Here is a 14,153-nt window from a genome sequence, read left to right on the forward strand (position 1 = left end):
TAGGATTCGACAGTCAGGACGGATCAAGAAAAGCGCCCTACGGCGCCCCTCTCTGTCCTGCCGGACATCTCCCCCTCAAGTGGGGAGATTGGCAGCCTGGGCGCCGGCTCTTTTCCTGCAGCGTTGAGAATTGGCGAAGGCCGCAATGACAGCCAATCTCCCCCCAAGAGGGGGAGATGTCCGGCAGGACAGAGGGGGGCGCCGTAGGGCGCTACGTCCGATATCTCTCGCTCCCTGGCAAAACCCAACCTGGCCCTGTGCCTCCGCCATCATCTACACTGCCCCCCATCACCCTCGGGAGCCACCCATGCCCAAGATCGACCTCGCAGCCATTCCCGTTCGCCAGGGCTCCGGCTACCCCGCACCCTTCGACGCCCCGTGCGCCACCCGCACGCGCCGGCGTCTCGGCGACGCCGGCGGGCTCACCGATTTCGGCGTCAACCTGATGACGCTGCCGCCAAGCGGCTGGTCGAGCCAGCGCCACTGGCACAGCCATGAGGACGAGTTCGTCCATGTGCTGGAAGGCGAACTGGTGCTGGTCGAGGATGGCGGCGAGACGTTGCTCAAGGCCGGCGATAGCGCTGCCTTCGCCAAGAACAGCGGCAACGGCCACCACATGATCAACCGCTCGTCGACGACGGCGCTCTACCTCGAGGTCGGCTCGCGCAACATGGACGATGTCATCACTTGCTCCGACATCGACATGATGAGCCCGAACTCCGACGGGCGGTTTTTGCACAAGGACGGCACGCCGTATCCGGGGCAGGGGTGAGGGCTGGATCATGGTTCGGCGCTGGTGTTTCGCCAGCGTCGGGATAAGCTCCCGGCAATTAGAGGTTGGCGCCAGCCCCCTCATCCGGCCGCTTCGCGTCCACCTTCCTCCCGCTGGGGAGAAGAGCTTGGCGTTGGCGCTCGTAATCTCCTCTCCCCTCGGGGGTCCGAAGGACGGGCGAGACACGCGGCTCGCCCCGAACGGTCAGCCGAGCGAAGCGGAGGCTGGGTGAGGGGGCCTGGCGCTAACCTTGCCAACCCAGGGAGTACCACCATGAAAAAACAAGTCATCGAAGTGCCCGTCATGTCGGACAAGGTGCGCTCGCTCGGCCTGCCCTGTTCGACGGCGGTGAAGGCCAACGGCTTCGTGTTCATCTCGGCGACGCCGCCGGTCGACATGGTGACCGGCGAGATGGTGCGCGGCGACATCGAAACGCAAACAGACGCGTCGCTGAAGGCGCTGAAACACTGCCTGGAAGCGGCCGGCACCTCGCTGGAAAACGTGGTGATGGTGCGCATCTACGCCGTCAATTCCGGCTTCTACAACACCATAAACAGGGTGTATGCCCGGTACTTTTCGACTAACCCGCCGGCGCGGAGTTTTGTGCCGGTGGCGTCCTGGCCGATGGAGTTTGATATCGAGATTGAGTGCGTGGCGGTGGCGTGAGGGCGCGGTGCCGATATCACAACGGAGGTGATTGGCCAAAATGCCAGATGAGCGTCTATCTTGTCCTCCTAGCGTTCGATATCAGGTTATGGCGGCTAAGCGGCTGATAGGCGAAGCGAGACTCGAGAATGAATTTCGCATAGATACATTCAGGAACTTATCTGGCTGCGCAGGCGTATCGCGGCATGCCACGTTTGGCTCATCCACTGAAGTGACAATGCGAAAATACCGAGCCTGTATCCGAACATGCTCTGCCTAGTAAGAAAACATAGAAGGTTAGAAACTTGATCCATTCGGTTACAATTGAGAATTATAAATCGATCGCAAAGGTGCAATTGGATCTTGGTCGCGTAAATATCTTTATAGGTGAGAATGGTTCGGGGAAAAGCAACATATTGGAGGCTATTGCTCTTGCCGGCGCTGCCTGCGCTGACAAGCTTGACAATGAATTTCTTTCATCGCGCGGTGTACGAGTGACCGATCCGCAATTAATGCGACCGGCATTTGATGGTTTTAAGCCGGATGAATCTGTAAAGATTTCTATCACTGATCCTCTTCACCCGAAGCTAACCTATGTTCTGCGAAATGACAACGCACCATACTCTAATTGGGAAATGAATATAGAGACGGACGGCAATATAGAAGGAGTTTTTAAGTTTGAAGATTTTAAAGTTGCGTTAGAAGAGTTGGTGAAAACTCCGAATAGGGGGAATGTAAAGATATCGGAGGTTCTTGAGTCGCTGCGCGTTGCGGTAACTTCTGCGCTGGATGAGAAGCTGTCCAATCCTAAGGCAAAAAAAGAAAAATCCCGCAAGGGAGAAAAGAAAAAAGTAACGGTTCCTCTTTCTTTGGATGTGGATAGTATTTTCTCTCAAATTCTCCTTAAAAAATCGGCACCATTTATAGCCCATCGTGATGTTCTTAGCCAATACTTAGTTTACTCTCCAGAAAATTCCTCGCTTCGATTATTTGAACGTGAGGGCCAGATTGAACCCTTGGGGATTAATGGGGAAGGTTTGCTAAAATTGCTTAGTGTGATGTCAGAAAAGTCAGACCAGAGGGCGTTGACTGGCGTCAAGAAGTGTCTACATTTATTAGGATGGTTCGAAGATTTCAAACTGGTTAGAGGAACCAGAAACCCGGCAGCAAGAATTTCGATTACTGATACTTTCCTCAGTTCGAAGAGAAATCAATTTGATCAAAGAAGCGCCAACGAGGGGTTTCTTTTCTTGCTTTTCTATTTTACTTTATTTTCGAGCGATTTGACTCCATCTTTTTTCGCTATCGATAATATCGATGCTTCTCTGAATCCTAAGTTGTGTGAGCGTCTGATCATAGAGTTGGTTGGTCTAGCAAAAGAGAATGGCAAGCAGGTCTTGCTCACTACCCACAACCCGGCGATTCTCGATGGCTTAAATCTAGATGATGAAGATCAACGGTTGTTCATAGTGTCCAGAGGGCGGGAGGGGCACACGCGAGTCAGGCGCTTCAAAAAACCTGCGGAAAGCGGGGGCGACGAGCCGCCTAAATTGAGGCTATCTGAAGCTTTTCTAAGAGGCAGTCTTGGCGGGCTTCCGAAGACTTTTTGACATGGCAACATTTGCGCTCATAACGGAAGGTATAACGGACCAAGCTGTGATCGAGGGCATCCTTGAGGCGTACTGTGGTGAGTCGTTAGGTGAGGAAATCGATGTAAACTTCTTGCAACCCATCCGAGACGCCACTGACGCATCGCGAGCTTTGAGTGCCGGCGGTTGGGAAAGGGTGCTTGAATATTGTACCCTTGCCGAGCGGATCACGGAGGCACTGGCAGTTAATGATTACCTAGTGGTTCAGATTGACACGGATTGCTCCGAACATGCGAATTTTGGGGTCAGTCAAACCGAGAACGGGGTTCGGCGATCTACCTCAGAAATCGTTGCAGATGTGCGGACTCTAATCATTACGAAATTTGGGCAGAAAAATTTCACACAGATGTCAAGTAGAATCTTTTTTGCGGTCAGCGTTCATTCCCTTGAGTGTTGGTTACTTCCTTTATTTGCGAATTATTCGGGAAAGTGCCGCGAAATGAACTGCGAGGATCATTTGTCTCGTGCTCTAAGCAAGAGAAACTTGGAGCATAAAAAGGACTATAGAAGTTACAGAGAACTTGCGCGCGCATTTAGAAAGAGAAAAGATGTGATATCTGCTGCCCGCCATAGCGAAAGCTTAAAAACTTTCTTAGACACTTTACCTTGATTTTTGATCCAATCCTTTGGGCTGCGAATCTGAAGGGTCTTGCGTACTGGCCGTCCACCATCTCCCCCACAAGGGGTGAGATCAGCTAGTCGCCTCAAGCAAAATACTCCTGCAGCGGCCTGACTTCCAAACTCCCCGCCTTCAGCGCCGCGATCGCCTCGGCCACCGCAGCCGCGCCCGACAGCGTCGTGTAATACGGCACCTTCTGCATCAGCGTTGCCCGCCGCAGCGACTTCGAGTCCGACACCGCCTTCTGGCCGTCCGTCGTGTTGAACACGATCTGGACCTGGCGGTTGCGGATGGCGTCCTCAATGTGGGGGCGGCCTTCCAGGACTTTGTTGATCTTCTGCGCGTCGACGCCGTTTTCAGCGAGGAAGCGCTGCGTGCCTGAGGTGGCCAGCACCTTGAAGCCGAGGCCGGCGAGGCGCTTGACCGCCGGCAATATGCCTTTCTTGTCCTCGTCGCGCACCGAGACGAACAGCGTGCCGGAGCGGGGCAGGTCGACGCCGGCGCCGAGCTGGCTCTTGGCGAAGGCGAGCGCGAAATCACGGTCGAGGCCCATGACCTCGCCGGTCGAGCGCATTTCCGGGCCGAGCAATATGTCGACGCCGGGGAAGCGGGCGAAGGGGAAGACGGCTTCCTTGACCGCGATGTGGCCGGGATTTCTGGGGTCGGGCATGGCGCCGTAATGGGAGAAGGCGTCTTCCAGCGTCTCGCCGGCCATGATGCGGGAGGCGATTTTGGCGATGGGACGCCCGATGGTCTTGGCGACGAAGGGCACGGTGCGGGACGCGCGCGGGTTGACCTCCAGCACATAGACCGTGCCGTCCTTGATCGCATACTGCACGTTCATCAGCCCGCCGACATTGAGCGCGCGGGCAAGAGCCGCCGTCTGGCGCTCCAGCTCGTCGACCAGTTCCGAAGGCAGCGAGTGCACCGGCAGCGAGCAGGCCGAGTCGCCCGAATGGATGCCGGCTTCCTCGATGTGTTCCAGAATGCCGGAGACGAAGGTGGCCTTGCCGTCGCAGAGGCAGTCGACATCGACCTCGATGGCGCCCGAGAGATAGGTGTCGAACAGCAGCGGGTTCTTGCCCAGCAGCGTGTTGATCTGGCCGGTCTTGTCGTTGGGGTATTTCTGCTTGATGTCCTCCGGCACCAGGCCGGGCACGGTGTCGAGCAGATAGCTCTGCAGCATGCCCTCGTCATGGATGATCTGCATGGCGCGGCCGCCAAGCACATAGGAGGGGCGCACCACCAGCGGGAAGCCAAGCTCGGCGGCAACGAGGCGGGCCTGCTCGACCGAATAGGCGATGCCGTTCTTCGGCTGGCTGAGGTTGAGCTTGTGCAAGAGCTTCTGGAAGCGGTCGCGGTCTTCGGCGAGATCGATCATGTCCGGCGAGGTGCCGAGGATCGGTATGCCGGCCTTCTCCAGCGCATCGGCCAGCTTCAGCGGCGTCTGGCCGCCGAACTGGACGATGACGCCGACCAGTTCGCCCGACGCCTGCTCGGCGCGCAGGATCTCCAGCACGTCCTCCGCCGTCAGCGGCTCGAAATAGAGCCGGTCCGAAGTGTCGTAGTCGGTCGAAACCGTCTCCGGGTTGCAGTTGATCATGATCGCTTCATAGCCGGCGTCGCGCAGCGCAAACGCCGCGTGGCAGCAGCAATAGTCGAACTCGATGCCCTGGCCGATGCGGTTCGGCCCGCCGCCGAGGATGACGACCTTCTTGCGCGACGAGACCTGCGCCTCGTTGGCGAGGCTGCCTGCGAAGGGCACTTCATAGGTCGAGTACATGTAGGCTGTCGGCGAGGCGAACTCGGCCGCGCAAGTGTCGATGCGCTTATAAACCGGATGAACGTCGAGCTTTTCGCGAATCCTTTGAATCACTTCGGCGTCGGTCTTCGTCAGCGACGCGAGGCGGGCATCGGAGAAGCCCATGGCCTTCAGCATGCGCAGGTTGACGGCGTCCTGGGGAATGCCGTGCTCGCGGATGCGGGCTTCCATGGCCAGAATGCCCGCGATCTGTTCGAGGAACCACGGGTCGATCTTGCACATCGCGTGCACGTCTTCCAGCGAGGTGCCCATGCGGATCGCCTGCGCCACCATGCGCAGCCGGTCGGGCGTCGGGGTGCCGAGCGCCGCGCGGATGGCGTTGCGGTCGTCGGCGCTGTTTGTGGCGCCGAGGCCGGGGATTTCGATCTCGTCGAGGCCGGTGAGGCCGGTCTCGAGCCCGCGCAAAGCCTTCTGCAGCGATTCCTGAAAAGTGCGGCCGATGGCCATGACTTCGCCGACCGACTTCATGGCTGTCGTCAGCACCGGCTCGGCGCCGGGGAATTTCTCGAAGGCAAAGCGCGGGATCTTGGTCACCACATAATCGATGCTCGGCTCGAACGAGGCGGGCGTGGCGCCGCCGGTGATGTCGTTCTCCAGCTCGTCCAGCGTATAGCCGACGGCGAGTTTGGCCGCGATCTTGGCGATCGGGAAACCGGTCGCCTTGGAGGCCAGCGCCGAGGAGCGCGAGACGCGCGGGTTCATCTCGATGACGACGAGGCGGCCATCGGCCGGGTTGACGGCGAACTGCACGTTGGAGCCGCCGGTCTCGACACCGATCTCGCGCAGCACGGCGATCGAGGCGTTGCGCATCATCTGGTATTCCTTGTCGGTCAAGGTCAGCGCCGGGGCGACGGTGATGCTATCGCCCGTGTGCACGCCCATCGGGTCGATGTTCTCGATCGAGCAGACGATGATGCAATTGTCCGCCCTGTCGCGGACGACCTCCATCTCATACTCCTTCCAGCCGAGCACGCTTTCCTCGATCAGCACTTCGGTGGTCGGCGAGGCGTCGAGGCCGGACTGGACGATGTCGTAGAATTCGGCCCTGTTGTAGGCGATGCCGCCGCCGGTGCCGCCCATGGTGAAGGACGGGCGGATGATGGCCGGCAGGCCGACATGGTCGAGCGCCTGCGCGGCGATCGCCATGCCATGGCTGATGTAGCGCTGCTTGCGGTCGCCTTCGCCGAGGTTCCAGCGGGTTTCCAGCGCATCGAGCGCGGCGTCGAGATTGTCGGGCTTCTCGGCCTTCAGCGCGGCGCGCTCGGCCTCATGCGTCTTGCGGTCGGCGTTCTTGACGTCGGTGGCGTTGGCCAGCATCGACTTCGGGGTTTCCAGCCCGATCGTCTTCATCGCCTCGCGAAACAGCGCCCGGTCCTCGGCCTTGTCGATGGCCTGCGCATCGGCGCCGATCATCTCGACATTGTAGCGCTCGAGCACGCCCATGCGGCGCAGCGACAAAGCGGTGTTGAGCGCCGTCTGGCCGCCCATGGTCGGCAGCAGCGCGTCGGGCCGCTCCTTGGCGATGATCTTGGCCACGACTTCGGGGGTGATCGGCTCGATATAGGTGGCATCGGCCAGTTCCGGGTCGGTCATGATGGTGGCCGGGTTGGAATTGACCAGGATGACGCGGAAGCCTTCCTCCTTCAGCGCCTTGCAGGCCTGGGTGCCGGAATAATCGAACTCACAGGCCTGGCCGATGACGATGGGGCCGGCCCCGATGATCAGGATCGACTTGATGTCAGTGCGTCTTGGCATGGCGACAATTCCGTTCGGCGGGCGGCTTGCACAAAAAACCGGGACGGGAAGACCCGGCCGGTTGTGCTCGCGATTCTGGTATCAGGCTAGGAGGGCCTTATAGGGAAGAGTTTTGGCGGATGTAACCCCGAAAATGAAGGGAGTAGGGGAGTAGGGGAGCGCGTCCCGGCCTCACTTACTGCCTTACTGCCCTACTGCCTTATTCCCCTAATCCCCGAACGCCACCGTATCGGTGATCTCGAACCGCTCCGACACACCAACCCGGATCATGTTGAGGCTGCCTTCCCTAGTGAAGCGGAAATCGCCGCGGGCGTTGGAGCCGGCGGGCATGCCGGCCTGGAAGGAGATGATGCGCGTGCCGCCATCGGGCCAGGTCACGGTGATGTCGGCCTTGTCCGTGCCCTTGTGCACGATGGTCGCCGCGCAGCGCGTCATGGGCTGGCCGACATAGCGGGCGCAGGGGATTTCGACGGAGTCGCCGGTGGCGAGGGCCGTGGGCGGCGGCGGCAGTTCCGCGACGGTCTGCGTGTCGACGGCGGGCGGCACGGCTCCTGCCGGTCCCGGGCCGGCACCTGCCGGTCCAGGGCGCGGCGTGGGCACCGGGATCGACCCCGCCGAGGCATTGTCCCCGGCCGCCGCCGTGCCGGCATCGCCTTGGGCGGCGGCGGCGTCTGGCGATGCCTTGGCGTCGTCCTGTGGCTCCACCGTGGCGGTGGGTGGCGTGCTCTCCGCGGTCGTCGGCATTTCCGTGGCAGCCAGCGCCAGGCCATAGGCATCCTGCATGGCCGTGGCGGCGGCGGACTTGACAGGCGCCTCGGGAGTGACCGGATGGACGATGCCGCCCAGCCGCTCTGTCAGGTCGGGCGGGGGTGCATCGGCTGGCGGTGCCTCGGCTGGAGGTGACTGAGGCGTCGCGGCCGCCTCGACAGGCTGCGCGGGCTGGGCGGCCGGCGCCGTTCCGTCGACGGGAGGCGCTGGGGCAATGGCAGCGGGCGCATCGGCGGCCTGGTCGGGTATCGTCGCCGGATTGACGGGAACGAGATAGCGCGCCGGGGCCCAGCCGGTTGCCTTGGGATTGTCCGACTCGACCTTGCACCAGGGGTGGCCGTCAATGTCGTTGCAGCCGAGGTTCCTGACGCTCGCGCCGGCAGCCAGGCGCGCCTCGGTCTTGCCGATCGGCGATGGCTTGGCGCGGACATTGAGCAGGTCGTCGGGGGCAAGCCCGGTGACGACGGAGATGAAGGGTGCCTCTTCGGCATGCGCCGCCAGCGCCGTCAACAGCGACGGCGCGGCAATGAGTGCGTAGAGCGCTTTGCGGAACGGAATTCGGCGCCTCATCACTTGGCCGTAGGCGATAGATTGCATTACCAAAGGCACCGCCAGACCCAAAAAAACGCTGCCGCGCGCGAAGCCGGTTTTATAAGCGAGGGTGCGGCGCCGTGTCTACAACCGAGATGGCCGGACCTGCCGACCGATGTGATGGCGTTCAGCCCGGGCATGAAGCCGACGCTTCAGCCCGGCATGACCAAGGGGTTCAGCCTGGGATGAAGCCTAGGCTTTAGCCTGGCATGAACCCCGTCCTTAGCCCGTGCGCCCATTCCGGGCGTCCCGCCTGTTCGGCCTGACGCGCCGCCGCCTCATGGTCGTAGTCGACCGCGATCATCTCGAAGCGGTCCGGGTGGCCGGCGCCGCCCAGGGTGACGATGCCGTAGCGGGCGTGCGGCGAGCCCTGTTCGGAAACATGCGCCGGCGGCGTGTCGTCGTCATAGGCGGGGCAGCCGATGCTGCCCGGATTGAAGATGACGGGACCGTCGGGAATTCGGATCAACTCCGCCCGGTGGCTGTGACCGCAGAGCGCAATGCGGCATTTCGGGTCGAACCCGCCCAGCCGGCGCCGGATCGTGGCCAGCGGCGCGCGCACCAGCCGGCCCTCGACGACCGCGTCGAGCAGATATTTTTCGTCGTGATCGGGCCGCGCGTGGAAGGCGATGACGCCGGGCGCGATCTCCAGCGTCAGCGGCTGCCCGAACAGCGCGTCGCGCTGCGCCTGCGTCAGCCGCTCCTGCGCATAAACGTCGGACGCCCACATGGTCTCGTCAGGGGGATCGACGGCGACGCGGCGGTCATGGTTGCCGCGCACCGTCGGCAGGTTGAGCGCTTCCAGCCGTTCCATGGTTTCGCGCGGCCAGAGCGGCCCCGAAACGCTGTCACCGAGATTGACGGTAAGATCGACACCGCCGCGCCGCGCCAGATCGTCGAGCACGGCATCGAAAGCGAGGACGTTGCCGTGGATATCGGCGAGGACGGCTATGCGCATTTTTGGGAAGCTCCAGCAGTGAGGCAGCGTTTCCTTGCCTCGCGAAGCCGCAAGGTCTCGGCGAGAAACGTCGGAAAACGCTGCAACTTCCTTGAACGACTGGCGAGCGTCAAGGTCCGCTTCGGCTTCGCCGCGGTCAGTTCAACCTGGCGAGTTCATTGTCGGCATCACTGAGGGCGGACGCGTAATAATTGTCGTACTGGCTGGAGCCGGCTGCCCGGTACATGTCCCATACGGACTGGATTGCCTCCTTGCCGAGCAGGATCGCCTCGCGCGACCGGGTGAGGGAGCCCAGGCCGACAAGCGCCAGTCCCAGATTGGTTTGGGTCTGCGCCCAATATTGCGGGTATTGTTCGCGGGTACGGATCTCGAGCGCGGCGCGGTAGGCGACGATGGCGTCCCTGGCGAATTGCGGGTCGATGGTTGTGCCCGCAAGCTTGATCAGCGTGGAGCCCAGTTCGTTCTGGATGTCGGACCAGTCGGTGGGCGTCGTCTCGCGCGTGTATTGCAGCAGCGCTTGCCGGTAGATGGCGACCGCGTCCTGCATCCATGCCACGCCATTGTCGACAGCGCCGAAACCGGCCATTGCCAATCCCAGCTTGGTCTCGGCTCGCGCAAGGTCGACCTGCGTCGCTGCCCCTAGGGTCGGCGCCCTTTCGCGAATGTATTCCTGCAGCGCCAGGCGAAGGGTAGTGACGGCGTCCTGCAACCGCCCCAACCCCAGATTCGGCTGGCCGGCGGACGCCAGCACGTCGCCCAGGATCACCAGCGTGTTGCCCAGATTGGCCTGCGTCTGCGCCCAGTCGAGCGGACCGTTCAATCTGGTGCGGACTTCGAGCGCCGCGCGATAGGCGGCAATGGCGGCCTCAAGCTTTGCCGAATCGCCTTGCTGCTGGCCGAGATAGCGCAGCGCGGTGCCAAGATTGTTTTGCGTGGCGGCCCAGTCGAGCGGCGCCTTTTCGCGGGTGTATTGCGTAAGCGCCGCATTGAAAGCAGCGACAGCATCCTGCAGCCGCCCCGGTTCGCCCCGGGAAAGCCCGATGGTGATCAGGACCGCCCCCAGATTGCTTTGCGCGGCGGCCCATTCGTTCGGCGTGCGCTGACTGTCATATTCGAGCAGCGCGGATTGGAAGGCCGATTCGGCGGCCTCCAATTGCCGGGCGCCTTCGTCGAATTGGCCGGTTCGCGGCAACGCCGTCCCCAGGATTCTCGACGCCGTGCCAATGTCGATCTGGATCGCTGCCCAGTCGAGCGGCGCCCGTGCGCGGGTCGTTTCCTCGAGTGCCGCGTTGTAGGCGGCGACGGCTTGCCCAAGCAATGCCGTATCGCCCTGGCGTTCTCCCAGCCATGCCAGCGCATGCCCCAGATTGCCCTGCGCGCCGGCCCAAAGCAGCGGCATGCGTTCGCGGGTGGCTTCCTCCAGCGCCGCGCGGAAGGTGGCAATGGCTTCCTTGATCTGGTCGGCGTCGCCGCGGCGTTTGCCGATATCCGACAGCACGACGGCGAGATTGATCTCGACCGTCGCCCAATCGAGCGGCGTATGTTCGCGGGTCAACGTGCCGAGGGCGGCACGATAGGCCGTCAGGGCCTGTTCCAGCATCGCCGTGCCGGCCGCCGCGGCGTTCGGTTGTTCCTGATCGAGGTAGCGGAAGGCGTTTCCAAGACCGGCCTGCGTGGTCGCCCAATCGATCGGCGCCCGATCGGCGCTGTATTCCTCGAGTGCGGCGCGGTAGGCCGCGACGGCCGCCCGCAGTTGGTTCGCATCGCGTTTGCGGTGCCCCAGTTCCGTCCAGGCGAGGGCGAGACTCATCTGCGTCTTGGCCCATTCGAGCGGCACGCGGTCGCGGGTGCGCTCTTCAAGCGCCGCGAGCAGGACGGCGGCCGATTCTTCCAGGTGCGCTGTCCCGGTCTCGCGCTCACCGAGTGCGTAGAGCGTGATGCCAAGGTTGGTTTGCACCTGCGCCCAATAAAGCGGCGCCCGATCGCGGGTCAGCTCTTCGCCGGCCGCCCGAAAAGCGGCAGCGGCCTGCTCCAGGTGGTCCGTGCCCGCTTCGCGCTCGCCGAATTCCGCAAGCGCATTGCCAAGATTGGTCTGCGTCATGGCCCAGTCAAGCGGGGCAGTCTGGCGTGTCCGCACTTCCAGCGCGGCGCGGAAAGCCGTGACCGCCTCCTGCAAGGTCGCGGTGCCGGTTTCGAGTTCGCCCAGATTCGACAGTGTCGCGCCAAGATTGTTCTGGGCAAGAGCCCAGTCTTGGGAACTCTGTTCGCGTGGAAGTCCCTCCAGCGCCGTCCGGTAGGCGGCGACGGCTAGCCGCAATTGCCCCGCATCGCCTTTTCGCTTGCCCAACGTCTGGTAAGCATTGCCGAGATTGAGCCGCGCCTTGGCCAGGCTGCCCTGGTCCTTGAGACGGCTTGCGATGCCGACGAGATCCTTGCCGGCGGAAATCGCACCGAGAAGCGCATCGTTGTCGCCCTTGTACCGGCCATGATCCGTGAGCGAGAGCACCTCGCCACCCTTGTACTGCAGGGCCAGCGTGTCGTCCCAGCGCTCGACCTGACCGAATGCCTGTTCATAGTCGCTGGCGGCCTCGAGATAGTCGGAGTTGAGGCCATAGGCCTGGGCGCTTCTGGCATACACGTCGGCGGCTTCCATACGCCGCTGCTTGAGATTGGCTTCTGTTTCATCGAGGGTGGAGACCAGCATCTTCAGCCGGGATTTGGCACGTTCGTTGAGCGAAATGGCCGTGGACAGCGCGCCCTCGCCGATGGCGGCCTGCGACAGGCCGGACAGCCGCACGATCTCCGGATCGGCGCTCCGCAGCGCCGCGCGCTCCGCCATGATGCTCTTCAGCCGGTCGGCCTGGTCGCGCAGCAGCTTGTCGAGTTCGGCCGGATCCTTCGGCGTGCCGGCGCCCAGCGTCTTCAGCATGCCGTAGAGCGCGTCCATCGGCACGCCACGATCGGCGGCCGTCGTTTCCACCTGCTTGCGGTCGGCGTCGGGCAGGGCGGCGATGGTGAGCAGAAGCTGGCGGCGCTCCTTGAGGATGTCGCCGTCGTCGCCGGTCGGCTCAGTCGGCGCCTTGCCGAAATAGAGCAGGCGGCGCAGGCTTTCGTTGATCCATGGCCGCTGGCGGCCATTGGTCTTGAGATAGACCTCCTGGGCCACCATGCGCATGACGGTGCCGAATTCCTCGCCGCTCATGGCCGAAAGATGCTTGGTCAGGGCCGCCGCATAGGGGCTGTCGCCGCCGGGGCTTCCATCGAGCGCGGCGTGACCGGGCTCGGCGGCGAAGGCAATCACCGTGCCGACGCTCGGAGCCGCGGCGGCATCCGACGGCGGCTTGAGAGGCGTCGCGCCACGGGCCTCGCTCAATCCGGCGGGGCCGATTGGAGCGGGCTGAACGCCGGGCGCCGCGCGGACGAGCGAACCGGGCGGAAACGGGCTGTCGCGGCAGGCATCCAGCATGACGATGGTCAGCGGCACGCTCGCCTGCAATTTGGCGATGAGCGCCGACACCGGCACCAGACGTTCGCCGGCCGCGTCGAGTGCGGAAAAGTCGGCATCGACCGGCACCAGGTAATTCTCACCGCCGGCTTCGATGCCATGGCCGGAATAATAGAGGATGGCGACATCGGCATCCCTGGCGTCCTCGGCGAAGCGGTCGAGGTCGCGGGCAAGGCGCCTCGCATCGCGGTCGGTGCTGATCTCTGTATCGAAGCCGAGGCTTTCGAGCATCGTCTCGACGGAGCGGGCATCGTTTTGCGGATTGGGCAATCGCGCAAGATGCTCATAGGCGCTGTTGCCGATGACCAGCGCCACGCCGCGCAGCTTTGCGGCAGCGTCGGCGGCCGAGGCCACGGCAAGCCAGAAGCCGCAGGCCAGGACGGCAGCGAGACACGGATGAAGCCAAGATCGATCGGAAAGCCGCCACGTCATTCCGCAATTCCCAAACCCTGGCGAATTGTTTTCCCGGATTTGGGCAGCATAAGGGCGTTGTGTGACGGAACAAGGTGCCTTCGGCGCCGCAAAGGCGCCGAGGCCGGAAATTGCGTCAGGCAGGCACTTCCAGATCGTGGCCGCCGACGGCCGGCAATGCGGGATCGTCCACCGCAGCGGCGATGACACTGTCGAGCAGGCCGGGAAAGCGGGCGTCGAGATCGGCGCGGCGCAGCGTGATCATGCGGTTGGTGCCGACCACTTCGGCGCGGGTGACGCCGGCCTCGCGCAGTTTGGCCAGGTGGTAGCTGAGATTGGTCTTGGAGCCGAGGTCGAGGAAGCGGCTGCAGTTCAGCGGCACGCCTTCCTTGCTGGCGAGATAGCGCACGATGGCGAGCCGCGTCGGGTCGCCGAGCACGCCGAGCACGATGGGCAGGCTGATCTGGTCCATATTGGGGTGAGGGAGCGTCATGGCAGGAACCTAAGCACAGTTCGGGCCGATTTCAACGCGTCGATCCTGCTCGGCCCATGCACACTGTTTCTCCTTCTCGTGACCGTCCTGACACAGAGCTGTCAGCATGGTTCAGCTATTTTGCCCTGGCTTCATTGACATCATGGCCTGTTATGTCCAATTGTT

At 62.6% G+C, this 14,153-nt stretch carries 9 protein-coding genes; 4 read left to right on the forward strand and 5 right to left on the reverse strand.

Going from position 1 to position 14,153, the window contains the following annotated elements; genetic code table 11:
- Positions 1-307 precede the first annotated feature (307 nt).
- The 4 genes from FJ948_RS27090 to FJ948_RS27105 all read left to right on the forward strand — a co-directional run bounded on the left by FJ948_RS27090 (position 308) and on the right by FJ948_RS27105 (position 3,676).
- Positions 308-772 (forward strand): cupin domain-containing protein, encoded by a 465-nt coding sequence (locus FJ948_RS27090; protein WP_140709871.1) that lies wholly within the window; start codon positions 308-310, stop codon positions 770-772.
- A gap of 273 nt (positions 773-1,045) precedes the next feature.
- Positions 1,046-1,438 carry a RidA family protein gene (locus FJ948_RS27095; RefSeq protein WP_140709873.1) on the forward strand — a complete coding sequence of 131 codons (393 nt, stop codon included), beginning with the start codon at positions 1,046-1,048 and terminating at the stop codon, positions 1,436-1,438.
- 284 nt (positions 1,439-1,722) lie between these two features.
- Positions 1,723-3,027, forward strand: coding sequence for an AAA family ATPase (locus FJ948_RS27100; RefSeq protein ID WP_140709874.1), 1,305 nt, complete (start codon positions 1,723-1,725; stop codon positions 3,025-3,027).
- A 1-nt stretch (position 3,028) separates the two neighbouring features.
- A complete protein-coding gene (locus tag FJ948_RS27105; protein ID WP_140709876.1) occupies positions 3,029-3,676 on the forward strand; it encodes a phage tail protein in 648 nt (215 codons plus the stop codon).
- A gap of 94 nt (positions 3,677-3,770) precedes the next feature.
- Here the strand turns inward: FJ948_RS27105 and carB are convergent, their stop codons facing one another.
- The 5 genes from carB to FJ948_RS27130 all read right to left on the reverse strand — a co-directional run bounded on the left by carB (position 3,771) and on the right by FJ948_RS27130 (position 13,988).
- A complete protein-coding gene (gene carB, locus FJ948_RS27110) occupies positions 3,771-7,262 on the reverse strand; it encodes a carbamoyl-phosphate synthase large subunit (protein WP_140709877.1) in 3,492 nt (1,163 codons plus the stop codon).
- Between the two features lie 207 nt (positions 7,263-7,469).
- Complete coding sequence (locus FJ948_RS30970) at positions 7,470-8,600, reverse strand: SH3 domain-containing protein (RefSeq protein ID WP_281405380.1); 1,131 nt, start codon at positions 8,598-8,600, stop codon at positions 7,470-7,472.
- Positions 8,601-8,820: 220 nt separating this feature from the next.
- A complete protein-coding gene (locus FJ948_RS27120; RefSeq protein ID WP_140709881.1) occupies positions 8,821-9,579 on the reverse strand; it encodes a metallophosphoesterase family protein in 759 nt (252 codons plus the stop codon).
- Between the two features lie 136 nt (positions 9,580-9,715).
- Complete coding sequence (locus tag FJ948_RS27125) at positions 9,716-13,516, reverse strand: caspase domain-containing protein (RefSeq protein ID WP_140709883.1); 3,801 nt, start codon at positions 13,514-13,516, stop codon at positions 9,716-9,718.
- A gap of 115 nt (positions 13,517-13,631) precedes the next feature.
- Positions 13,632-13,988 (reverse strand): helix-turn-helix transcriptional regulator, encoded by a 357-nt coding sequence (locus tag FJ948_RS27130; RefSeq protein WP_140709885.1) that lies wholly within the window; start codon positions 13,986-13,988, stop codon positions 13,632-13,634.
- Between the last annotated feature and the right edge of the window lie 165 nt (positions 13,989-14,153).

The organism is Mesorhizobium sp. B2-3-12 (genome assembly GCF_006442205.1).
GTDB lineage: Bacteria > Pseudomonadota > Alphaproteobacteria > Rhizobiales > Rhizobiaceae > Mesorhizobium.

What these genes read in the sequence shown, in the direction of transcription:
- FJ948_RS30970 (WP_281405380.1), bottom strand. Translation starts at nt 8,600, where the DNA reads ATGAGGCGCCGAATTCCGTTCCGCAAAGCGCTCTACGCACTCATTGCC.
- FJ948_RS27105 (WP_140709876.1), top strand. Translation starts at nt 3,029, where the DNA reads ATGGCAACATTTGCGCTCATAACGGAAGGTATAACGGACCAAGCTGTG.
- FJ948_RS27090 (WP_140709871.1), top strand. Translation starts at nt 308, where the DNA reads ATGCCCAAGATCGACCTCGCAGCCATTCCCGTTCGCCAGGGCTCCGGC.
- FJ948_RS27120 (WP_140709881.1), bottom strand. Translation starts at nt 9,579, where the DNA reads ATGCGCATAGCCGTCCTCGCCGATATCCACGGCAACGTCCTCGCTTTC.
- FJ948_RS27130 (WP_140709885.1), bottom strand. Translation starts at nt 13,988, where the DNA reads ATGACGCTCCCTCACCCCAATATGGACCAGATCAGCCTGCCCATCGTG.
- carB (WP_140709877.1), bottom strand. Translation starts at nt 7,262, where the DNA reads ATGCCAAGACGCACTGACATCAAGTCGATCCTGATCATCGGGGCCGGC.
- FJ948_RS27125 (WP_140709883.1), bottom strand. Translation starts at nt 13,516, where the DNA reads ATGACGTGGCGGCTTTCCGATCGATCTTGGCTTCATCCGTGTCTCGCT.
- FJ948_RS27095 (WP_140709873.1), top strand. Translation starts at nt 1,046, where the DNA reads ATGAAAAAACAAGTCATCGAAGTGCCCGTCATGTCGGACAAGGTGCGC.